Origin of the sequence: Thiomicrorhabdus sp. Milos-T2 (genome assembly GCF_000702325.1) — a bacterium.
Lineage (GTDB): Bacteria > Pseudomonadota > Gammaproteobacteria > Thiomicrospirales > Thiomicrospiraceae > Thiomicrorhabdus.
This window is the reverse complement of sequence record NZ_KL370891.1, coordinates 1,816,365-1,839,422: the sequence shown is the minus strand read 5'-3', so window position 1 is coordinate 1,839,422 and position 23,058 is coordinate 1,816,365. Positions and strand designations below refer to the sequence as shown.

The window sequence follows — 23,058 nt, the reverse complement described above, 5'->3', positions numbered from 1 at the left end:
AACAATGGAAAACTATAATTACACTGGCATAAACAAATATGGGAAACGTGTTAATGGTGTTTTACCTGCTGCTAATGAACAAGAGCTTGAGCAAAAATTAATCAAATCTCAAATAGACCTACTCAGTTACAAAAAACAGTCTAGTTCTTTTTCATTGTTAGGCAAACCTAAAGTAACTCGTAAAGATATTATCGGAATGACTATTCAACTAGAACAACTGCTAAGAGCGGGTGTTCCATTACTTGAAATTATTGATGATTTAAAAGACAACTTTGAGAGTGATGCTGTAAAAGAGATGCTAGCTAACATATATGAATCGATGGAAGGTGGGTCAACCTTTTCAGAATCATTACGAAATTTTGAGGATGACTTTGGTGAAGTTTATATCTCGTTAGTATCCGTCGGTGAACAGACGGGGCAATTAGAAGATATCTTGCTTGATTTAGCAAATATGATTAAGTGGGAAGATGAACTTATCTCTAAAGCAAAAAAAGTAATGATATATCCTGCGATTGTAGCCACCGTTGTTATTGCAGTGGTCATTTTAATGATGCTTTTTGTTGTTCCTGAACTACTCGGGTTTATTACCTCAATGGGTGGAGAGCTTGGATTTGCAACGGTTGCATTAATTGCAACATCTGGATTTATTCAAGAGTATATTTTGGAAATATTTTTAGTCCCTATTGTTACCGTCTTTTTGTTTAAATGGTGGAGAAAACAATCAGAAGACTTTAAGCTGAAAACCGATGAGATGTCTTTGCATTTATGGATAGTGGGTCCTGTTATATATAAGTTGAAACTTGCACGTATTGCTAACTCACTTGCGGTTATGTACGGAGCGGGGGTTAGTTTTCCAGATAGCTTAAGAATGTCGAGTGTTATTGCTGGTAATAAGTATCTAGAGACTAATATAAATAATGCCGTAAGAATGATTGAAGAAGGGAAACCTATTTATGAATCTTTTGAAGAGGCTTCAGTATTCCCCAAAATGGCTGTTCGAATGATTAAAGTAGGTGAATTAAGTGGTGGTATGGATACCGCTTTAAAAAATGTAAGCTATTTTTATGATAGAGAAGCCAAAGAGTTGATAGAAAAAATTGAACCAGCTATAGAACCTATTTTAACAGTGGTAATGGGGTTTGTAGTGGGGTGGGTAATGATTGCCGTTCTGGGTCCAATTTATGACACTATTGCGCAGGTGCAGTAATAATGAAATATGTTTTTTACATTACAGATAATGGTGTTACGGCTTTTAATGCCCAAGCCGATAATCAAAAACAGATTAGCGAATCATTTGATTGGAATGATGTTCCGCTAATAGACGCCTATTTATCTACAATGCCTGAAGATAGTGAAGCGGATGTTATATTAGATTTGGTGGATGAAGATTTGTATTTTGAGTGGGCTCCTAGAGTTCATCCGTGGGAAAAAGCTTCTATAGCTAACCGTCGTAAGCAAAGAATTCATCTTGATACCATTGCTCTTTCACAAGTTAATTGGACAAATAATACTCGAATTAGTGAGGATGGTCGAAAGGAAGAACTTATTTTATCAGCAACCGTTACGGACTCGTTTAATTTAAGCAGCTTCCTAGAAAGTTTAGAAGAAGCCCAAATTATAGTAAAAGGCATTCATTCAAAGGCTTTTTTATTAGAAAAATACTTTGCTAAAAAAGTTCGTCCATTCCTAAAACTGAATAGACAGGATTTAAAAAAGCCATTTTTGCTGGTTACCAGACAATCTGAAAACACTTTTAGACAAACTTTTTTTTACGATGGTGAGTTAAGACTAAGTCGATTAATTGAAATAGACAGTAGTTCAGAAGATGTTAATTCAATAACCCAAGCTTTGGTTGATGAAACCAAAATGGCCATTACTTACGTCTATAACCAAAAGATTGTTCCATTTAATAGTCCGATAGGTTACGTGTTTTTAGATGGTGAACAAACCTTGCTAGATGGGGTTTTAGCAAAATGCCAAGAGGAAGGGTTGATTAGAGCAACTTGGGAAGAAAGTGATTATTTTGTAGGTACGGCAAATTTTCGTGAGATTTCGCCAACTGGACTCAATTGCTCAATTGATTCTTCGCCTTGTTTTTCTATGCAAGCAACGGTTGATTTTATCTTTACCGATAGGCCTAAAGGTTTTTACCACAATAAATATGTAGATAAAATTAATCTTTTCTCATCAGCTAGAACCGTTTTTATTGGACTTAATATTTTAGTCTTTTTGGGAGGCCTGTATTATGTCGTTATTACGGGTGTCGATACATTAATCAGTTGGCAAAAACAAACTTTATTAGAACAAAAAATACAGCAGCATGAGTCAGAAACTAAACGTTTAAAAGAAGTTGTTAAACTGCAAGACGATGCACAGCAAATTAAGGCCTCGGTAGAATTTTCAGAAGCTATTTTAACGTTAAAAGTAAATCGATTAATTAGCTTTGATATAAATGCGCTGAGTCAAGTTTTTGCTCATCATCCAAATATTCAATTGTCAAAAATTGGCTGGAAAACTTTAGACCGATTTGATAGTAGAAGAAACCAAATCGATATTAAGGCTTGGGTATTTCCATTTTACGAAACCTATCATGACCCTGTTAAATGGGTTGATGACTTTGTAGCAGAGTTGAACCAGATTAAAGGGATTGAACAAGTACAACTTCAGAAAGAACCCTTAAACCGTCAATTAGGTCAATCTTTATCAATTAATTCTAATATGGGAACGGTGGACGCACTGCCGTTTACGGTAACGTTGAGGGTCAAAGATGACAAGCTTAAGTAGTTTTTTCAGAGATCCACTAGCGAAACGTTTTTTTCAAAAAATAGCTATAGTCTTTGTACTTCTAGCAGCGTTGCTCACGGCTGCCTGGTACGGATATGGTGAAATCCGTAAAGAATTAACCGCTCAAGAAAAACCTAAAATTCAAAAATTAAATTCTTTAAGAAGTCAGGTTAGATTTTTACAGCAACAAGTACGACTATATCAAGAGTACGGTGACAAATATGATGAGCTTGTAAAAAAAGGGTTAGTTAAACAACAAGATCGTGTTTTTTGGACAGATTCATTGATTAAATTAAGAGATGAATATTTAATTCCAGATTTAAGCTTTACTTTTTCGCCAGAGAAACCACTTAGTAGTGGGCAGTTTTCTAAAATTAAAATTCCAAATGGTATTTTTTATTATAGTGATGTTACCCTAAAACTGTCTTTACAACATGAAGAAGATTTAGTTCGTTTATTTGAAAGTATTAGTCAAAATATATCTCCATTATATTTAGTTAAAAATTGTGACTTAACCTTAAAAGATAGTGGTCATGAGATTAATGCAAACTTTGATTTAACTTCTGGTAATGTTTCCGCCAATTGTAGTTTGATTGTGTTCCATACTCACCAGAGCAAATCTAAGAAATCACGTTAAATAGAGATTGAGGTTAAAGGTTTAAATAATGAAAATTTCTATTATAAAAATAAGTTTCTTCGGTATTTTGGTTTTGCTATTTTCAACAAATGCTGTTTTAGCCGCGACTCAAGAAGATTCTAAAGAATCTATTGATCGATTTAAGGTTATCAATAACCAGGTTACGCCTTTATTTAAAACTTTATTTTTAAGTCAAGAAGATCGTAAACGTATTGATAAGCAACGTGAAGCTTATTTAAATCCTCCTGTAGCCCAACCTAAAAAAGAATTGGTTAAAATTGAACCTAAAAAATTACAGGGCAACGCTAAACCCAAGAAAAAACGAATTTATATTCCTCCTAGAGTGGCTATTTCAGCCGTTATTGTTAAGCCTGACGGTTCTACCATTATTCGTGTAAATGGAAAATATAATAAATCACCTTCAAAACATATTAAATTAGATTCTTATCATGCTAATACAGATGGTGTACCAATTACCGTTAATGGTAAAACTAAGGTTGTAGAAGTGGGAACGACGTTGTTAACCAATAAAAACAAAACCGTTGATACCTATAAATTAGAAGCGCAGGCTCGTAAGAGTGCAATGCCAAAAACGGAACAAAAAGCCGTTAAAAATCGCTTAGAACAAGTCAAAATCTTAAATGCTGATCCAAAAAAATGATAATTGATACATCCGTTGTGATATTTATCGCTTTGGCGATAAGTATCACAATAATCCTATTTTTATTTATTTCCCTCTCTTCTAGTAAACAAAAATTATCTGAGCAGTTGCAATCAAATTCTGAATTAGAGATACAGTTAAATCAGTTTAAATCTAAGAGTGAAAACCTTTTTGAGACAGTGAGTAAGCTAGAGGAAACTTTAGATGCGAGTCGGTTGCAGATTGATGAGCTGCAATCATTTAAGGGCCAGTCGGAACAGTTATTAAAGCAACAAAGTTTTTTAACCCAGCAAATTACAGACAAAGAGTCTTTGTTAGAAACCTTGAGAGATCGTCTTTTAGTGAGCGAATCACAACTGGCTGAGTTGCAACAAGCGCTTCAAGTTGAGAAAGAATCGTCACTAGAAAAAATAGCTTTATTGGAATCTGCAAAAAAACAAATGGCAGATGAATTTAAAGTTTTAGCCAATCAAATTTTTGATCAAAAACAAGTACAGTTTACCCAATCGAGTCAAACGACTATAGAAGCTGTTTTAAAACCTATGCAAGGTGCGCTTGATGCCTTTAAGAGCCGGGTTGAATTAGTTCATAAAGAGGACTTGGAAGGCCGTGCAGGATTAAAAGAGCAGTTACAACAACTCCATACGTTAAATTCTCAAATGACTGAGGAAGCCCAAAACTTAACCCAAGCTTTAAAGGGCGATAGTAAAACTCAAGGTAATTGGGGAGAGTTAATTTTGGAACGTTTATTAGAACGTTCTGGGTTAACCGAAGGTGTTGAGTACGAGCGTGAGAAAAGTTTTACGGATGAACACGGTAAACGTTTACGACCAGATGTAATCATTAATATGCCAGATAATAAGCATGTAGTGGTTGATTCAAAAGTTTCACTCGTACATTACGAGCAGGTACTAAATACCGATGAGTCTAAAGAAAAAGCCGTTGCACTAAAATCACACTTAGCGAGCTTACAAAAGCATATTTCGATCTTAGCTGAAAAACGTTATGAACATTTAGAGCAGCTTAATGCGCCTGATTTTGTATTAATGTTTGTACCTGTTGAAGGAGCGTACTTAATGGCAATAGAGGCGGATAGCCGTATATTTGAAGATGCTTTTGAAAAACGAGTTGCTGTTGTCACTCCAACCACTCTCTTTACCACCTTAAAAACCATAGAGCAGTTATGGCGTTATGAACGTCAAAGTGAGAACACCGTTAAGCTTATTAAAAGAGCGGCGGAGGTTCATGATAAATTTGTTGGATTTGTCGATAGTTTTGAAAAAGTCGGTAAACAATTACAAACTGCTCAATCTACTTATGAACAGACGCATAAACAGATGATTTCAGGTCAGGGTAATTTAGTCAGACAGGCTGAAATGTTAAAGAATTTAGCGGGTAAAACCAAAAAAGAGATTCCCGCTCACTTGTTGAATGAAGCAGATATTTCATCTGAATCTATAGAAGAACTTAACCCAAAAAATGAACCAGAAAAAATGAACCAGAAATAATAGGCATGTTTTTCATTATTTATCTATGAAGGCCTTCCGTTTTAATCTTTTAAGATGCTAAACCCTAAACCACCAGGCCTGGCACTAGTGTCCGGAATAATATTTCAGTACCACAATTCATATACCAGCCTCCCATAGCGGAAGTTGGTATTTCTTAAACTCTTCCCGTTGTTGTTTTCGCCTAAAGTATTCACTCTGCTGAATAGGTCTTTCAAACAACCCATGAGCAAGCCGCCAAAACGTTACTCTCAACGGTTCTGCTGACTTATTTTTCATCTGTTCAAGCTTAATCAATAGATACACAATAAGGGCTGATAGCACTTGGATACGAACAGCATTACTGTTTTGGCCAATGAAGCTTTTGATTTTGAGGTGTTGTTTAATCCATTTAAAAAATAATTCAATTTGCCAGCGTTGCTTGTATAGATGGGCAATCTCTTGAGCTGAACGCTCGAAGTCATTGGTAATCAATACCAATTCACCTTTATTATCGTCACGTTTGACAACAACACGGCGCATCTGGAATTGACCAAGACGTTTTTTCTGGCTTGAACCACTAAACTCAATGCATTGGTCTTCAAGAATATGAGGGGCTTTTTCATCGAGTTCGTAGGATTGTATGACGGTAATTGCCGCTCTTTTTTTCAAACGACAGACCAGCTTGATTTTTTGGTCATTGAGCTTTTTCCACCAGAGGTAGTCTAAGTACCCTTTATCCATCACATAGGTTGAACCTGGTTCTAAATTCCACTCTCGTGCTTGAGTAATATCAGGAATATTGGCCTGTGTGATTTCAAAACAAACAGGGACTTGGTTGGATAGTTCTAGTTGCATATGCAGCTTAAAGCCTGTGACTCGAGAACCTTGTACTGCCCAGTCAAAACCTTTACCGAGCAGTTGAATTGGAGAAGAGTCTATTAGATAGGTAAAAGCGTGGAGTTCTTTTCGTAATTGTCGATTCACACCAGCCATGAGTTGTTGGCAAAGTGCTTGGTAGACATCAGCAGAGCGTTTACGGTTTGCTTCAGATAATGTGCTGCGTTTCAGCTCTTTTACGCCTAAGTGGTAGTGGTGAGAGGATTGGGCGTTAAACCCTTCAACCAACTGGCGTAATGATTTAGTGCCACTAAGTTGTGCGTACATCATCGCGACTAATTGATTCCAGCTACTAAACCCTTTGGCGTGTTTATCGGTTTGATATTGATGAACAAGTGATTGAAAAGTGGTACGAATGGGTTTTAAAAATTGGGCAAATCGGGTAGAGTTAAACATAGCCGTAATCTCATTGTTTTTGAAGTCTATTTCGTGGTGGAAATACTTCTATCCTAGGAGTTACGGCTTTTTTGTCAAGGCTTTTAATATTTATTCCGGACACTAGTGCCAGGCCTGGTAACTTAAAAAGATGAGTTAGTCAGATTTTTGTTTTTAAACATAACCAATTTTTACCTTGATTTTGTGCATTATTAAAGCGGTCTTGTAAGCTGTTTGGAATATGGTTTACAGAAACTTCTTGGTAGCGGTTGTTTGCATAAAACGCCTGCAAATGCGGTTCCGCAAATGCAACAATGGATGTGATTTCAGCCAATTGGGTTTCATTCTTTCGAATATAGGTTAGTAACGCACTTGCAATACCTTGGTTTCTTGAACCGCTTTCAATAAATAAACCTCTAAGCCAGAAAGTCTTTACACAATCGTCTAAACTTAACAAACGAGCTAAACCAATTAATTTATGATTGTTTCTTACGGTATAAATTTTATCGCTACGGTTGGCAGAATAGGTTTGGTTCTGCTTTAAGAAATGCTTTATTTCGTAAAACTGTTCATTGGTTGCGATGTCAAAGTTAAGATTGTTTTGCATAACAGTATTCATTGAGGTCTTTGCAAGAGTTGATAAATGTATAAAAAGGCCATAATTCTGTCATCTTTTCTTACATCTCTACTTCGTGCAAAGGCTTCTAGTTTTTTTAAATAATTTATCGTTTTGTTTTGCTTCAAAGGTAAGTACTAAATTTATGTCTAGAGCAATTTGTAGCCATTGCCATCGGGCTCAAAAGGTTTGTATTTGTGACTTTATCCAACCAATAGATAATCAAGTTGAAATAGGTATCTTACAACACCCAACAGAGACTAAACAGATTAAAGGTACTGCGATTATTGCCAAGAACAGTTTGCAATGTTTTCAGTACTGGGAAGGAGAGTCATTACAAGAGTTACCAGGCCTGGTTAATTGGCTTAACGATGGTAAACAAGTGTATTTGCTTTATCCTAAAACTGAAGATGCTGATTCAATGGTCAAGGTTCAGGGAGTGGATTTTCTTAAAAGCCAAGATAAAGCAGCGTTTAGAATTTTAATTTTGGATGGTACTTGGCGCAAGACATTTAAAATGATGCAATTAAACCCATCTTTACAAAAGCTCGATCGAGTTGCGCTTATTCCTAGCGAATTGTCTAAATATAAAATTAGAAAACAGAAGAACGAACAATCTCTGTCAACCGTTGAGGCGGTTTATGAGTTGCTTTCTCAGCTTGAGGATTCTGAGAGTGAAGATAAGTTTAAACCGCTATTAACCGCTTTTGAAAACATGCAACAACAGCAGTTAGCTTTTAGACAGTAGAAGAACAAAAGTCGTTAGTGCTAGTGTTAGTGCTTCTCGTTTTGCTTTTCGTGGTCAACTTCTTCTCTAAGTTTTTTGAATATAAATAGATTTGATATAGAGAAGTTAAAGCCCATCCCCATGATTACCCCAATGATTAACGCTAAAATCATATGTTCTTCAAAGAAAGGAACATATTTGGTTAGGGTGTAATAAGTACCGTAATTTACGGTAAAACCTAGTAATGAACTAGTGGCAAAGGCTCCCCATTGTTTGGTTTTTTTGGTTTTTTCTCGGTGACTAAAAGTGATCGTACGGTTAAGCATCCAGTTCCAGGTTACAGCAGGCCAAAATGAGATTGCACGGGCAACGGTATGCGATAAACCAAACATTTGCAAAAGTAGATAGAAGGCTAAATCAACGATAAATCCACTGGCACCGACAAATGCAAACTGAAAAAACTCGGCTTTAGTTTGAAATTTGTATTGATATAAACGGCGTAAATGACGTAAATATTTAAGCTGTTCCCCTAAGGTAAGTTTGGATTCGCCATGAATACGATCTACAAAATGGATAGGGACTTCAGTAACAATTGGAAAATCACCCTTAACCATGACCTCTAAAGCAATTTTATAGCCAATAGGCGATAAATTCTGTGAATTTGGAATATCTGCTTTACGAATGGCGAAAAAGCCTGACATAGGGTCTTTAACGCGCGTAATAGGTAAGGCAGGAATGGTTGCAACTACAGAGTTTACATAACGCCATAAGGTCCAGCTGTCATCAATACTTCCGCCCTCAACATAGCGAGAACCTAAAACAAAATCACTTTTGGCATGACGAAGTTGGTTAACCATTTCAGGAATCGCCTTTGCCGGGTGGGATAGATCTGCATCCATTACCACCACAAAATCACCTTTGGCTTCACTAAACCCATCAATTACTGCGGGAGATAATCCGCGGTTTTCAGTCCGTGTCACAATTCGAATAGGGTGATTGGCTTGAAGTTCAGTAACTTTTTCAATAGAACCATCTTGTGAATTATCGTCCATTATGATGATTTCATAGGAAGATTCATCGGCTTGCGTGAGTGCGGTATGAATCATTTCACTAAGCGGTTGAAGGTTTTTAACTTCCTGATAAGTAGGAACAATAATCGATATCATGAATTCGACTCTATTTTTGAATGGGTTGCTTGTCTGAGGAGGCATTATGCCCGCCAAACCATTTGGTTTCAATCTGTTTTCCAATTCGTATAAACCGAGCCTCAACTAAATAGTTTAGCCATAATGAAAGATAAAGAGTAAAAGTTACTGCTAAAACAAACGCAAAAGGCACGTAGTAGAGAGGAATGCTTTCAACTTGTTTGACATCAATCGTGCCTAAAACAATCGCCCAGGCGAGCACAATAAACGGAAAATGAAAGAAATACATTGGATAGGCTATCTCAGATAATAAACGCCAAACTTTACTGTTTACAAAGGCATTTTTGAGGTGCTGGAGTCTATTTAGGTTATTTGTCGTTTGATTGGCTTGAAAATGTGCCAATAATACCAATCCCAAAATGGCCATACTAAAGACAATGCGGTGGAAACTGACGACCGTAAGATTTAATGTGTCATTAAAGTTTTCAAAGTAGAGTGAGTTTTGGTAATAGATTGGGAAACGCATAGACAGATAGATCAGTGCAAGTCCCAATAGCCAGGCTAAAGTGAGTTTGATTTTACTAAAATTGAGTTTTGCATCAGGATAACGCCAAAGTAAAACTGCCCATAACATACCCAACAGAAGAGGGGTAATGCGACTTTGAATGACATAGTACATCGTATCCATGTAGACTTTACCCTTGCTTGAATCTAAAAATTCATACCAGTGGGTTTGATAGATAACGGGGGATTGAAGTGCCAAGGCAAAGCGTAAGCCGATAGATAATACGATAAAAACAATTAACCACTGAACCGGACGTTGGCTTTTGGCTAAAAAAAGTAATAAAAATGGCATGATTAAATAGAATTGCATTTCAATAGAAAGACTCCACTGCACAGGAATAATCCCTTTACTGTAGATATTTTCAATAAATAGCAAACTATACCAACCGTCTTGCATAAGCTTGTGAATATCTGCTAGCCCATACAGTAACAACGCAACTAAAAAGAGCGGGTAAATTCTAAAAAAACGGTGTAGATAAAAACGCCCAATATGTATGTTTTGTTTTTTATCGTAAACCTTAAGTAAAGCAAAACTCAGTAAAAAGCTACTGAGCATAAAGAAAATATCGACGGCTTTATCAAACGTTAATACAACGCTTAACCATGTAGGAATAGTCTCAACAAACTGCTGCAACTTTTCAGGGTCTTTTTTAAATAGAAAAAAGACCGCAAAAAAGATATGAAACAGAATCACCATCAAAACGCTTAGACCTTTTAATAAGTCCACCACCGGAAAGGCTTTGGTTGGCTGATGGATAATGTCTTTGGCGATAGCATAGGGTTTAGCAAAAAGAGTGTTAAAAAGTTTAGTAAAAGGCCAAAGCAGAATAGAGAGCAAGAAAGCGGCGTTAAAAACACGGAACATAATGGACTAATACTCTATTTAGCATTCAAGCTAGGACTAGCTTGCTTTGAAGCGTTTGATAATTTAGGCAAAGTTACCAGGCCTGGTTGTTCTGCAATAAAGTTATGACACAAGTAATAATAATAGGTGACGATAATCGCATCAGACGACTCAGAAGACTTAATATCTTGCGTTTTAAGAAGTTTACAACTGGTAAAGTGGTTTAAACGATCGGTTACTGGCGGATTAGTTTCATAATGTGGCGCAACTAAAATTCCATTCATGCCCGCTTTGGGTTTGCCAAACCAAAATTCAAATTGAGTTTGTTTACCACTCGTAATGTATACCGGTTGTGGTCGGCTATACCAAGTTAAATGGCTCGCATAACTCCAGTTAGAGACAAATAAAGGCAAATCTTTAGAATCATCAATATGTTCATTTTGTAATTCTATCGCAGTTTTAGCGGCTTGCGGCCAACCGTAATCACCTTGTAATGGGTTTTTGTGATCGGGAAAATCAATCCAAGGTTTAAATAGAAGGCTGTGCAATATTAATACACCAATACCAAAAATAATGATGTGTATGGCTGTAATCACTTTAACCCAGGTTTTATGACGCACTTGCCACAGATAATTAACCATAATTGGAATTAACAATACCCATGCTAAAGAGACCCAGTGAGGCAAACTTTTTTCATAGCCAGATCCCCAAGCAAAGAGTAGAGTGATGGGTAGAGAAAATAGCAGTAATAAACGGCTATTTTGTTGCTGGTAGTTAGCGGGTTTCAACATCATCCACCAACCCATAATGAATAAAAAGGGCGTGTATGCGACTAGTTGAATTGCTTGAGTTTGTAATAGTCGAGATAGTCGCCATTCACTGCTTTTAGTGCCGTGGTCAATTTGATAAATAAACGAAGCCCATTCATGAATGGCATTCCAATAGAGAATGGGAGTGATTAAAATTAACGCAATAATGATGGCTATCCACAATCCTTTTGAGGTTAGCCATGACCATTTTTTTTCAATTAATAAAACAAGTAACAAAGAAGCAATTACCGTTACTGCAGTATATTTAGAGAGCGCCGCTAAGCCTACAAATAGCCCCAGTAAAATCCAGTATTTAAGCTGATTGGTTTGCAACAGTTTATGAGTGACTAACACTAATGCCAGAACAGCAACCATTAAAGGGTTGTCTGGTAACATTGCCATACCCATTAATGACAGAATTAAACTGGTATTAAGTACGACTAAACTCGCAAAGCCTTTCCAAGCATTTGACCAGGCCTGGTTATTTGTTTGAGCAGGAAATAACTGAACGGTGATTTGGTAGAGTAGATAATTTAAAATCGCATATAAGACAATGGGAACTAAGCGAGCGCTCCAGTCATAAGGCGCTAGCCACATTGGAATAATTTGTAACCAACCAATCATAGGAGGGTGGTCAAAATAACTCCAATCCGGCATTAAACCATACAACGCATAATGCGCTTCATCACCGCCTAATTCGACATTAAATGCTAAAAAAAGGTGCAACAAAGTCATAAAGCCAACGAGTAAAAAGCTAGCCGATTGAGCGGTGATTTTTTGTGAATTCATAATCAATTATCTTATTTAAGTGACTAAAGCTTTAGCTTTTTAAAAATAAATTCTGGGATATTACGAATAATTAACATTATTCCCCACCAAAACCAGGGGGTGTAAAGCGTGTTACGTTTTTTATCAATCGCTTTTAGAATACTGTGTGCAATTTGTTCAGGTTTAGCCCACAAAGGACCTTTTTTAAAGTCTGCAGTCATCGGAGTATCAACAAACCCGGGTTTAATATCTAAAACTTGCAGGTCGCTGTCATTCAATCGATTACGTAAACCTTGTAAAAAGGTTGATACCATGCCTTTAGCGGCACCATAAACATAATTAGATTGTCTCCCGCGGTCTCCAGCGACACTGGTAATTACAGCGATAGAACCACTTTTTTGTTTTTCAAATAGATTGGCTAACAGGGTTAATAGAGAGATTGTGCTGATCGCATTAATGTTAATTTCTTGTAACGTGTTTTGCACACTCGTTTCACACTCTTTTTGGTTTGGCAGGGTGCCGTGTGCGATTAATACAATATCCAATTTAGGATAACTTAAGGTTATATTTTCAAGCAGGGATGCGTGGCAGCTTAAATCGGCTAAATCACATGCGTAGGATTCAACTTGGTTTGCACCACGAATTTTGGCATCTTTAGCGACGGTTTGTAAAAGGCTTTCATTGCGAGCCACTAAAAACAAATTGTGATTCTGTTCGGCATACAATCTTAATGTCGCTTTTGCGATAGCTGAAGTGGTACCAATAATCAGGATGTTTTTTTGCATGTATTGTTCTCGGTTAAATGAGCGCTTTGCAGGAGTGTCGACTTTTTGCAAAGGTCTCTATGTAATTTTAAAAGCTTTAAAAGCGATTTATAAACCTAAGCGTTTAGACTGTAACGAATTAAAACATGTTTGCGCATCATATTGATAACGAATCTTCTGGAACTCTTGCCATTGTGGGTAACTTTGTTTAAACATTTGTTCACTCATGCGAGCATCTTTTGTTAAGTAGAGTTTGCCATGATAATGCAAAACGATTTCATCTAATTTGTCTAAAAACGCCAGTAAGGTATTGTCCATTTTAAAGTCTAAAGCTAGGGTGTAGCCCTCTTCAGGAAAGCTCAGATAATTGTCATTAGCCTTGCCGAATACCTTCAATACGGCTAAAAAAGAACCGCGTTTAGAGTTGGCAATTTCGGTTAATATTTCTGTTAACCCTTTCAAGCCAGCAGATTTTGGAATCACAAATTGATATTGTACAAATCCATTTTTACCATACATACGATTCCAATTCTGAATACTATCTAGTGGGTAAAAGAATGGAGCGTAATGCACTAAACGTTCACTCTGGGTTTGACGTACCTTGCCATAATACAGCGCATTAAAAGCTTTTACAGTAAAACTATTCAGTGTAAAACTGGGTAGGTCAAATGGCATATTAAACTTACTGGTTTTGGCTGTTTGAGAGTCTTGAAAAGGCGGTTTCTGTTGGGTTTGTTCGGTTTTTTGGGGTGACGCATGTTCGCCCAACATGAGTAAAGAGCGTCCAAGTTGTTTACCTGTAGCTAAACAATCTATCCAGGCCACTGAATAGGTAGCAGAAGCATGCTCTTCAAATTTAGCAAGGGTTTCAGCTAGATTAGTGGTTTTAATCGTGGTTTCTTTAATGTAAGCGCTTTCAATTGGTTTTAATGTAAAAGTGGCTTGTAGGATAATTCCTGTTAATCCCATTCCTCCGCAAGTTGCTCTAAATAGGTGAGGGTGATGAACTTTAGAGCATTCCACCTCTTCACCACTGGCTAAACACAGTTTTAAAGAGCTTACTTGTTCACAAAATGTACCCTCTATATGGTGGTTTTTTCCATGCACATCACTGGCAATAGCACCACCCACAGTAATAAATTGGGTGCCAGGGGTAACCGGTAAGAACCAACCTTTGGGTACAAAAACACGCAAGATTTCAGCAAAACTGACTCCAGCGGCGCAAGTTAATTGGCCATTGATTTCATTAAAAGAAATGAAATCATCCATTTTAGATAGGTTAATAGAGTGTTCTGCAAGGCTACTATCACCATAGCTACGCCCTAAACCACGGGCAATTTGAGTGGTTTTTTCGGCTTCAATTGAAGAAGCTACCAGGCCTGGTTGGGTGGCATAAGTTGTTTGAGTTTTTGTGATTGGGTAACGACCCCAGCCAGAGAGTTTCAAAGGTATTTCCTATTTAAAAACAAAGCGTTTATCGAGTTGATACTTAACAAAGTACCCTATTGCTAAACCAATCACTCCACCCAAGTAGCGCATGTCTGGAGTTTGATAAATGGCATCAAACGTATATTCAAATCCCCAGAAGATCACCGTGGTGAATAATCCCATTAGGCTATAAAGATAGAAAGTTTTTGTTCCGTGACCAATTGATTGTGTTTGATACTGAAAAATATAACGTTTATCTAATCCATATTTTACAACCAGTCCTACGGCGGTCCCTACAAAAATCGCTACCCATAAATCATAACTACCTTGGTAAATTCTAAAGCTAATATCCTGGCTCCAGATGTTTGCGATGGTAGAGATTACCGCAAAAATCGTGTACATTATTGCAATCTTCATTTGTGAGTGTTTCTACTGTGTTTAGTCTATTCGGTAGTGCATTTGAGCAATCTAACTCACACTGCGTATGCCAACGAGATGGCTTAAAATTTAGGGCGGTAAATTAACCAATGAATTCTAACACTTCTATAGCCGGTAATAAATCTGTATTGCTTGGTCTATTAAAACTCATGCGTCCCAAGCAATGGGTTAAAAATGGTTTTGTGTTTGCGCCTTTAATGTTTACAGGGTTGTTTTTAGATATCGCCTCGGTGACGCAAACGCTAATTGCCTTTGTCTTATTTAGTTTGGCCTCTTCGGCCACCTATGTGGTTAATGATTTAAAAGATATTGAACAGGATAAGTTGCATCCGGTTAAATCTAAAAAACGTCCGCTCGCTTCTGGTCAAGTAACGCCTGTTCAAGCTAAAAAATGGCTAGTTGGGTTGTACGCATTGTTATTGGTTGGTTTGTATTATCAACCTTTAGTTATGGCGGTCATTGTGGGGTATTTACTGCTGAACGTGGCTTACAGTTTTTATTTAAAGTATCAGCCCGTTTTAGATATTTTTACGATTGCAATTGGCTTTGTATTACGAGTTTACGCCGGTGCCGTCGCTATTTCAGTGCCGTTATCATCGTGGATGTTTGTCACCACATTATGTCTGGCATTATATTTAGCGGCTATAAAACGTCGTCAAGAGTTGTTACAGACATCTCAACAAGGTCGTGCGGTTTTAGAAAAGTATACCGTGTCATTAGTTGACCGTTATGCCGAAATGTCAGCCATCGGGGCGCTGTTGTTTTATAGTCTATTTGTAATGAATGCTCGACCAGAAATGGTCATTACGATTCCTTTTGTGCTGTTCGGCCTTTTTAGATATTGGTATGTCGCCGAGGCATTAGGTGAGGGAGAGTCTCCCACGGATGCTTTATATTCGGATAAGCAATTACAGTTAACGGTAGTCGGTTGGATAGCGGTTAGCCTTTGGGCACTTTGGCCAGCAGGAACCATGTAATGGAATATATTTATTTAATAACGCCTTTTGTTGCTTGGTTGGTTGCCGGAATTACCAAATTTATGGTTAATTCGATTAGAGCAAAACAGCTAGCGTTTGGTCTAATTGGTTATGGTGGTTTGCCGAGTAATCACAGTGCCATTGTCAGTAGCATGGTATTTCTAATTGCTTTGAAAGAGGGCATTAGTCACCCAGCATTTGGTGTCGCTCTTACATTAGCTTTTATTGTGCTGTTGGATGCTAATAGTTTACGTCAGCAAGTGGGTAAACATGCCAAAGCCATTAATCAATTACAAGCACAAAGTGACAATGCTCCAAAGCCTTTAAGAGAAAGAATGGGGCATACTAAAATAGAAATTTTGGCTGGAATTGTTGTGGGAGCATTAGTGGCTTATAGCTTGTTTAACTTGATGCCAATGGTTGATGGATTGGGATTGTAGTTATGTCTAAACCCTCACTTTTAGGTTTGTTTTGGCAGCAACTGAATGCTCATCAACAAGCTTTAATTATTGCCTTTGTTCTATTAAAAATAGCATTGATTTTACTGGTTCCCTTAACCGGAGATGAGGCTTACTTTATAACCTGGGGACAAAATCTATCATTAGGTTATTATGATCATCCTCCTGCTGTGGGTTGGGTTTTATATGGCTTAAGCCAAGTAGCAGATAATTTGGTTTGGTATCGTTCTTTTGCATTCTTGTCTGCGGTATTAATTGCTTACCTTCTCTATAAATTAGCCACTCTAAATGATTTGGTTAATCAAACTAATGCGATTTGGTTAGCTTTAGCGTTTTTTGTTTCGCCTATTTCGTTAATGTTTGTGGTGACCGCTAATGATACGGTATTGGTTCTATTTTCGGTTTTAGGGGTGTACTTTTTTGCTAAAACGATTCACACGCAATCTTGGCAAAATACCTTATTAGCGGGTTTGTTTTTAGGCCTGGCTTTTTTGTCTAAATACTTTGCGGCATTTATGTTGTTAGGGTTATTTGCTTACAGCGTGTGGTTTTGGAAAAAAATTAACCTTAAACATTGGGTGTTTATTGTTTTTATCGTTTTATTAGCGGTTGCAGAGAACCTCTATTTTAATGCCACCCATTGCTGGAATAACATCCTATTTAACTTTTTCTCACGCACAGAACAGAGCCATTTTGAATGGCAAAATGTACTCTCATTTATTGGAATGATAGGGCTTCTATTATCTCCTTTAGGTCTGTGGTATTTAGTCAAGTTTAAATCTCAAGTTGAATCGTTTGAGAGCGCATTCTTAAACCCAATAACCGTTGTTTTGTTTGCCAGTATTCCGCTCTTATTAATATTGTTCATGGTCAGCTTTACCAATACGGTAGGGTTACATTGGCCTTTACTCTCGGTGACGCTTTTATATGTTTTATATATCCGTTTATCGAAAGCAAACTTAAAAAAACTCTTTGTCTTTAATGCCTATTTCTCGTTAATCATTGCGTTGATAATATTGGTGGCATTAGGTTTTGTAAATCAATTAATTTCCCCTTCTCAACAACATCATGTGGCGGTTTATAGTCAGCCAGAGAAGGTTTGTAAATATCTGCCAAAAGAATCACCGTTCTTTACTTTAGGGTATAGCAGTCAATCTGCACTGGCTTATCATTGTGGTAATGATAATGTGCATGTCTTTGCGAGTGTTTCAAAGTTTGGTCGTGAGGATGATAAATTAACGAACTTTAAAGAATTAAGTAAACAAGATTTGAAGATATTAATTACTCAAGAGAAGGATGTCGCCAAGGTGAGTCCTTATTTTGATTCATTACACGCAAAACCGATTAAGATTGACGAGAGCACCAGCTATTTTTTAATTGATGCAAAAGGGTTTAACTATGCGCTTTATCGTGAGCAAGTTTTAACCAAAGTTAATGATAAGTTTTATACCGCACCAGACTGGTTTCCGGTCATTAAAAAAGGCTGCGAATTTAAACAGAAATATAATTTTAATTAAGTTTCTAGAATTCGCATATTAATTCCCTTTGCATCTTACCAGGCCTGGTAAGATGCAAAAGTCTCAATTAAAATAAAGCCGTTTTGTTTGCCTCTCCGGCAATTTCTCTAACTAGCTTTGGTACTAAATATCCAGGGAGTTTTTGGCGTATTTCAGTCATGATTTCTAAGGCTTTTTTATCACTGACTTCAAAGTGGCTTGCCCCTTCTACTTTATCTAATTGGTGAAGATAATAGGGCATAACGCCTTGTTCAAAAAGAGCATGGCTAAGTGCCGTTAAAGTCTTAGCATCATCATTAATCTCTTTCAATAATACGCTTTGATTCAGTAGGTGAAATCCGCTGTTTTTATAAAGGCTTAATAATTCAGCGGTTTTAGAACTAAGTTCGTTTTTATGATTACAGTGCACCACTAAAACTTTATTTAAGCGCGTTTTTTGAGCCCAGTTTAATAAAAGATTTTGTGGCGCTTTTGATGGCGCAACAATAGGGGTGCGTGAATGAATACGCAGGGTTTTTATGTGCGGTATTTTTTCAATATCTTCAATCAAAGAGATTAAACGGTTTTCTTGTAAGCTCATCGGGTCTCCACCGCTCAGAATCACTTCATGTATCGATTCGTCCTTGGTAATAGTTTGAATAGAGGTTTGCCAATGGCGTTGATTGCTGTGTTCTTGGTAGGGAAAGTGGCGTCTAAAGCAGTAGCGACAATGAATATCACATTTTGGGCTGGCAATCAGTAGCACACGTCCGTGATATTTATGAATTAATGATGGCGTTGGGTTTTTAAGCAGGTCTCCAACGGGGTCTTGCTTAAAACCCTCACTCACAATTAACTCCTCTTTAACCGGCAAGACTTGTTTAAGTAGTGGATCATTTTCATCACCCTGCTGAATTTGCTGTAAAAAATCTGTAGGCACTTTTAATGGAAATGCGCTTTCTTCAAGAATATTATTATTTGCCAATGATAGATCGAGCGTTTGGCAGAGTTTGTGGGTGGTGGATTTGGGCATATTAGATTTAGATAAATTATAGGATTATTTTTAGTTTGGTGGTTTTTAAGTTAGAATACGTCGATTATTTTAAGTGAAGTACTCAGGTAAAGATATGGCAACTTACAGCACAACCGAATTTAAAGGTGGTTTAAAGTTCTTAATGGACGGTCAACCATGTTCAATTGTTGAAAACACTCAAGTTTCTCCGGGTAAAGGGCAAGCCTTTAACCGTGTTAAATTCCGTAACCTAATTACGGGTAAAGTATTAGAGAAGACATTTAAATCGGGCGAAAAAGTTGAAGCGGCCGATGTTATGGATACAGATTTACAATATTTGTATAACGACGGTGAATTCTGGCACTTTATGGATGAAGCCTCTTTTGAACAATATCAAGCTGCAGAGTCTGCGGTTGCAGATGTTAAACAATGGTTAGTTGAACAAGATACTTGTTTAGTTACGCTGTTTAATGGCCAACCTATTTCAGTAACGCCTCCTAAGCAGATTACCCTAGAAATTGTGGATACTGATCCAGGTTTAAAAGGTGATACTGCAGGTACAGGTGGTAAACCTGCAACCTTGTCTACAGGTGCGGTTGTGCAGGTTCCACTTTTTGTGCAACTGGGTGAAAAGGTGATTGTAAACACTGAAAAAGGTGAATACATTTCACGTGCTAAGTAAGCATCGCTTAACTAAAGACGTTAACGAAATTTAAGCTGATACTTAAATGTACTTAAGATACTTAATCTATGCTAAATAGACATATGCAAAATAGACGTGAAACCTTACAAAAACGCTCTAACTTTTTAAAACAAGTTAGGGCGTTTTTTTATGCTCGCTCTGTGCTTGAGGTCGATACTCCAATCTTGTCTCAAGCAGCTACGCCAGATGTTCATCTGCAATCGCTAAAAACCAATATCCAAGTTCCCGGAATTAAAGCCTTACAAACCTACTACCTGCATACCTCACCAGAATACCCAATGAAACGCTTATTGTGTGAAGGCAGTGGCGATATTTTTTATTTGGGTAAAGTCTTTCGGGATGGCGACCTAAGTCCACGCCACCAAGTTGAGTTTACAATGCTTGAATGGTATCGCTTAGATTTTAATATGATGAATTTAGTCGATGAAGTCATTGAGCTAATTCAGCACGTAATGCCTGAATTAACCCATGTTGAAATACTGAGTTATCGACAAATGTTTGCCAAATATGCTGAGATTGATAATGTTTTTCAAGCGAACTCAAAAATCTACCAAGCCTGCTTGAATAAACATCATATTCCCGAAATTGTTGGTGTGGAGGATACTGATACCAGCTTGTGGGAGCAGTTAGTGTTAACCGAAGTGATTGAACCACAACTGGGAAGGGAGGGCATTTCTGTGGTGCACTCTTTTCCGGCTAAAGATGCGGCATTGGCTAACATTAGCGAAAAAAATCCATTAGTTGCCGAGCGCTTTGAAGTTTTTGTCAAAGGCATGGAATTAGCCAATGGCTATTATGAATTAACCGATAGTCAGTTATATCGTCAGCGATTTAATGAATCGCTTGAACAACGAAAACAGTTTGATTTACCAACGGTTCCTTTGGACGAAAACTTATTAACCCAGTTACAAAAGCCAGGTTTACCGGAATGCAGTGGGGTGGCTTTGGGTATTGATCGTTTGTTTGCTCTACAGCAAGGTTTTGAAAATATTCAACAAGGCATCGCTTTCGGATTAGATCAGGCCTAATGAGTCTAGCAAAGGACTCTATAATTAATCAGGGCTCAATCAATGGATTAAATCAATCTGATTAAATCAACCAGGCCTGGTAAGTTGAGTTACTTAGGTGATTGTTATAAATGGCTTAAACAAGCGCCTAAACAAACGCTTGCAAACTAAGAGGCTTGACAGGTGGGGTATAATAGATGTTTAACATCAAAACTTAATTACACATTTTGCATGAGATTTCATCGCGTGGTTTGATTAAGGTTCATTTACTTTGTAGGAGAGCTCCATGTCTGACATTCCAGTCACTAAACGTTCCGTAATGGTTTTATTCTCGGATTCTAAAAGCCCAAGTTGTCACCGTGTGCGTTTAGTTGCTAAAGAGAAAGATATCCCAATGGATATTATTGAAGTAGATGTTGATAACCTTCCAGAAGATTTATTAGAACTAAACCCTTATGCAACCTTACCAACGTTAGTTGATAGAGATTTAGTTTTATATGATCCACAAGTCATTATTGAATATCTTGACGAGCGTTTTCCTCATCCTCCATTAATGTCTGTAGACCCTATTTCTAAAGCACGTGCACGTCAAATGTTGCGTCAAATTGAAACTGAGTGGTACCCACTAGTTGATACCATTGCTAACAGCGATGATGAAGCGGCGGTTAAAGTTGCTCGTCGTAATCTACAAGAACGTTTAATTCAGTTAATTCCAGTTTTTGAGCATAAGCCTTATTTTATGAATGATGATTACTCATTGGTCGATACTAGTATGGCGGTATTACTATGGCGTTTACCTTCACTAGGTATTCAATTGCCAAAAGGCGCTAAGCCAATTGTGGATTATGCTGAAAAAGTATTAGCACGCGAAATGTTTGTAGAAAGTCTGTCTGATGATGAAATTGATATGCGAGATATTGTTTAAGCATGGAAATGATTTCAAACCGACCTTATATGATTCGCGCAATCTATGATTGGATTGTTGACAATCAGTGGACACCGCATTTTCAGGTTGACGCAAACTATCCTGGAACCAAAGTTCCACAAGAGTATGTGCAAGAAGGAGTGATTGTTTTAAATGCTCACCCTTCGGCAGTATTGGGTTTAAGTTTGGACAATGATCTTTTTGCGTTTAAGGCACGTTTTAAAGGGGTGGAACAAAGTATTTACTTTCCACCAGAGGCGGTTCTAGCCGTATTTGCTAGAGAGAATGGTCAAGGAATGCCTTTTCCTCCAGAGCCTTACCCTGAAGAAGCGGATGAAATTGAAGAGAGTAAACCCGCTTTACAAAGTGTGGATACTCCAGAAACTGAAACTAACGCTAGTAAAAAATCAGAAGACTCTCGCAAGAGTGCAAAGAAAAGTACGAATAAAAAACCGACGTTATCGATTGTTAAATAACCTTAATCCTTAAACGGTTCTAATACTTTGATTGCTTTAAAAGCCTGCTTAATCGCAGGCTTTTCTGTTTCTAAGAAGAGAAGTTTTAAGTTAGGGCCGGCATCCATCGTAAAATAAACCTGTACGCCTTGTTCTCGTAAGTGCCAAATTTTATGCATCGCTTCAACAGACTCAGGTTGCCAGTAAACAATCGGTGGCCAGGTTGCTATCATGGTGGCATGCATGGTTAGAGCATTATGTTCAGCCGTTTTACCAAGTGTTTCAAAGTCCTTAAGTTCTATCGCTTTTAAAAGGGTTTGCAAATCTTGGTTGGCTTGTTTTGGCCAGGCCTGGTATAAAGCACAAGTTTCAACCGTGTTTTGCATACCTTGAGTAGAGCTTACGGGCTTTTGTTTAACATCGATTTCAAGCAGGCCAACACAAAATTCGGGCCAAGTGGTTTCAATCGCTTCTGCATAGCTATCTAAGCCATCAGCCTGCTGTCCTTGGTGCCAAATGGCAAAACCACTAAAGAGAGAACGGCTAGCACTACCACTCCCAAAACGAGCCAATAGAGAAAGAGCTTTATTGTCTAAGTTCCAAGAGAAAAGGTCATTAAGCGCTAACACTAAAGCCGCATAACCAGAGGCTGATGAAGCTAATCCTGCCGCTGTAGGAACACTGTTAACCGTAGTCACCTTAAAAAAAGTCTGTGGTGTTGCTCTAAAAAAGTTCAAAAAACGGCTAACGCGGTTAGCAAACGCATTGCTAGCCTCTAATGGCTGACCATTCAAATAGACTTGGTCTTCTTGAGTTGTTTGCGGGTTTAAGACTTCAATTTTAGTTTCTGTACCCAGGCCTGGTAGGCTTATGGATAGACTGCTATTGGTCGGCAAGTTTAAAACTGAATCTCTTTTACCCCAGTATTTACTTAATGCAATGTTTACCGGCGCCTTGCCTTTTCCCAATTTTTTAGTGGTAGCCAAACGGTTTTGTTCAGAAGAGTGTCCTATGACTTGATGAACAAATTTTTGTTGTATCGCTTGAGACATGTGGTTTCCGTAATATAAGAAAGAGTGAT

At 37.6% G+C, this 23,058-nt stretch carries 23 protein-coding genes; 13 read left to right on the top strand and 10 right to left on the bottom strand.

Features of this window, described 5'->3' with window-relative positions; all coding sequences use genetic code 11:
* Positions 1-4 precede the first annotated feature (4 nt).
* Genes BS34_RS0108395 through rmuC form a run of 5 tightly spaced genes read left to right on the top strand, consistent with a single transcriptional unit; the run spans position 5 to position 5,590 of the window.
* Complete coding sequence (locus BS34_RS0108395; protein WP_029408083.1) at positions 5-1,207, top strand: type II secretion system F family protein; 1,203 nt, start codon at positions 5-7, stop codon at positions 1,205-1,207.
* A gap of 2 nt (positions 1,208-1,209) precedes the next feature.
* Positions 1,210-2,784, top strand: a complete 1,575-nt coding sequence (locus BS34_RS0108390; protein ID WP_029408082.1) for a hypothetical protein — start codon at positions 1,210-1,212, stop codon at positions 2,782-2,784.
* Positions 2,768-3,421 carry a hypothetical protein gene (locus BS34_RS0108385; protein WP_029408081.1) on the top strand — a complete coding sequence of 218 codons (654 nt, stop codon included), beginning with the start codon at positions 2,768-2,770 and terminating at the stop codon, positions 3,419-3,421. Before BS34_RS0108390 ends, BS34_RS0108385 begins: the two co-directional genes overlap by 17 nt.
* Positions 3,422-3,449: 28 nt before the next feature.
* Positions 3,450-4,082 (top strand): hypothetical protein, encoded by a 633-nt coding sequence (locus BS34_RS0108380; protein ID WP_029408080.1) that lies wholly within the window; start codon positions 3,450-3,452, stop codon positions 4,080-4,082.
* Positions 4,079-5,590 (top strand): DNA recombination protein RmuC, encoded by a 1,512-nt coding sequence (rmuC, locus tag BS34_RS0108375; RefSeq protein WP_029408079.1) that lies wholly within the window; start codon positions 4,079-4,081, stop codon positions 5,588-5,590. Before BS34_RS0108380 ends, rmuC begins: the two co-directional genes overlap by 4 nt.
* A 117-nt stretch (positions 5,591-5,707) precedes the next feature.
* Here the strand turns inward: rmuC and BS34_RS0108370 are convergent, their stop codons facing one another.
* Together BS34_RS0108370 and BS34_RS0108365 are read right to left on the bottom strand one after the other, a co-directional pair.
* Complete coding sequence (locus BS34_RS0108370) at positions 5,708-6,862, bottom strand: IS4 family transposase (RefSeq protein ID WP_051640592.1); 1,155 nt, start codon at positions 6,860-6,862, stop codon at positions 5,708-5,710.
* Positions 6,863-7,001: 139 nt separating this feature from the next.
* Positions 7,002-7,460, bottom strand: coding sequence for a GNAT family N-acetyltransferase (locus BS34_RS0108365; protein WP_029408078.1), 459 nt, complete (start codon positions 7,458-7,460; stop codon positions 7,002-7,004).
* A gap of 142 nt (positions 7,461-7,602) precedes the next feature.
* On the opposite strand from BS34_RS0108365, the gene BS34_RS0108360 reads away from it, so the two are divergent.
* On the top strand, positions 7,603-8,205 hold the full coding sequence (locus BS34_RS0108360; RefSeq protein ID WP_029408077.1) for a tRNA-uridine aminocarboxypropyltransferase: 603 nt from the start codon (positions 7,603-7,605) through the stop codon (positions 8,203-8,205).
* Between the two features lie 26 nt (positions 8,206-8,231).
* Here BS34_RS0108360 and BS34_RS0108355 read toward each other — a convergent pair whose 3' ends face one another.
* The 6 genes from BS34_RS0108355 to BS34_RS0108330 form a co-directional block, all read right to left on the bottom strand.
* The gene (locus BS34_RS0108355) at positions 8,232-9,350 is read right to left on the bottom strand and encodes a glycosyltransferase (protein WP_029408076.1); all 1,119 of its coding nucleotides are present in this window, start codon (positions 9,348-9,350) and stop codon (positions 8,232-8,234) included.
* Between the two features lie 10 nt (positions 9,351-9,360).
* Entirely contained in the window at positions 9,361-10,758 is a 1,398-nt protein-coding gene (locus tag BS34_RS12630; protein WP_029408075.1) for an acyltransferase family protein, read from the bottom strand.
* Positions 10,759-10,772: 14 nt separating this feature from the next.
* Positions 10,773-12,335, bottom strand: coding sequence for an ArnT family glycosyltransferase (locus BS34_RS0108345; protein WP_029408074.1), 1,563 nt, complete (start codon positions 12,333-12,335; stop codon positions 10,773-10,775).
* 23 nt (positions 12,336-12,358) lie between these two features.
* The gene (locus tag BS34_RS0108340) at positions 12,359-13,099 is read right to left on the bottom strand and encodes an SDR family oxidoreductase (protein ID WP_029408073.1); all 741 of its coding nucleotides are present in this window, start codon (positions 13,097-13,099) and stop codon (positions 12,359-12,361) included.
* An 87-nt stretch (positions 13,100-13,186) separates the two neighbouring features.
* The gene (locus BS34_RS0108335; protein WP_029408072.1) at positions 13,187-14,524 is read right to left on the bottom strand and encodes an FAD-binding oxidoreductase; all 1,338 of its coding nucleotides are present in this window, start codon (positions 14,522-14,524) and stop codon (positions 13,187-13,189) included.
* A 9-nt stretch (positions 14,525-14,533) separates the two neighbouring features.
* Complete coding sequence (locus BS34_RS0108330) at positions 14,534-14,923, bottom strand: GtrA family protein (protein WP_029408071.1); 390 nt, start codon at positions 14,921-14,923, stop codon at positions 14,534-14,536.
* A 110-nt stretch (positions 14,924-15,033) separates the two neighbouring features.
* Here BS34_RS0108330 and BS34_RS0108325 point away from each other — a divergent pair, with 110 nt between their 5' ends.
* From BS34_RS0108325 to BS34_RS0108315, 3 genes are read left to right on the top strand one after another with little or no spacing between them, the layout of a single operon-like run.
* Positions 15,034-15,921 (top strand): decaprenyl-phosphate phosphoribosyltransferase, encoded by an 888-nt coding sequence (locus BS34_RS0108325; RefSeq protein ID WP_029408070.1) that lies wholly within the window; start codon positions 15,034-15,036, stop codon positions 15,919-15,921.
* The gene (locus BS34_RS0108320) at positions 15,921-16,361 is read left to right on the top strand and encodes a divergent PAP2 family protein (protein WP_029408069.1); all 441 of its coding nucleotides are present in this window, start codon (positions 15,921-15,923) and stop codon (positions 16,359-16,361) included. Before BS34_RS0108325 ends, BS34_RS0108320 begins: the two co-directional genes overlap by 1 nt.
* Positions 16,362-16,363: 2 nt before the next feature.
* Positions 16,364-17,896 (top strand): glycosyltransferase family 39 protein, encoded by a 1,533-nt coding sequence (locus BS34_RS0108315; protein ID WP_029408068.1) that lies wholly within the window; start codon positions 16,364-16,366, stop codon positions 17,894-17,896.
* A 67-nt stretch (positions 17,897-17,963) separates the two neighbouring features.
* Here the strand turns inward: BS34_RS0108315 and epmB are convergent, their stop codons facing one another.
* On the bottom strand, positions 17,964-18,908 hold the full coding sequence (gene epmB, locus BS34_RS0108310; protein ID WP_029408067.1) for an EF-P beta-lysylation protein EpmB: 945 nt from the start codon (positions 18,906-18,908) through the stop codon (positions 17,964-17,966).
* 94 nt (positions 18,909-19,002) lie between these two features.
* Here epmB and efp point away from each other — a divergent pair, with 94 nt between their 5' ends.
* The 4 genes from efp (at position 19,003) to BS34_RS0108290 (ending at position 21,998) form a co-directional block, all read left to right on the top strand.
* The gene (gene efp, locus BS34_RS0108305; protein WP_029408066.1) at positions 19,003-19,569 is read left to right on the top strand and encodes an elongation factor P; all 567 of its coding nucleotides are present in this window, start codon (positions 19,003-19,005) and stop codon (positions 19,567-19,569) included.
* Between the two features lie 68 nt (positions 19,570-19,637).
* Positions 19,638-20,618 (top strand): EF-P lysine aminoacylase EpmA, encoded by a 981-nt coding sequence (gene epmA, locus BS34_RS0108300; RefSeq protein WP_233993173.1) that lies wholly within the window; start codon positions 19,638-19,640, stop codon positions 20,616-20,618.
* A 265-nt stretch (positions 20,619-20,883) separates the two neighbouring features.
* Positions 20,884-21,522: a glutathione S-transferase N-terminal domain-containing protein gene (locus BS34_RS0108295; RefSeq protein ID WP_029408064.1), complete on the top strand. Its 639-nt coding sequence runs from the start codon at positions 20,884-20,886 to the stop codon at positions 21,520-21,522.
* Positions 21,523-21,524: 2 nt separating this feature from the next.
* Positions 21,525-21,998 (top strand): ClpXP protease specificity-enhancing factor, encoded by a 474-nt coding sequence (locus BS34_RS0108290; protein WP_233993172.1) that lies wholly within the window; start codon positions 21,525-21,527, stop codon positions 21,996-21,998.
* 2 nt (positions 21,999-22,000) lie between these two features.
* On the opposite strand, the gene mvaD is transcribed toward BS34_RS0108290, so the two are convergent.
* On the bottom strand, positions 22,001-23,029 hold the full coding sequence (mvaD, locus tag BS34_RS0108285; protein WP_029408062.1) for a diphosphomevalonate decarboxylase: 1,029 nt from the start codon (positions 23,027-23,029) through the stop codon (positions 22,001-22,003).
* Between the last annotated feature and the right edge of the window lie 29 nt (positions 23,030-23,058).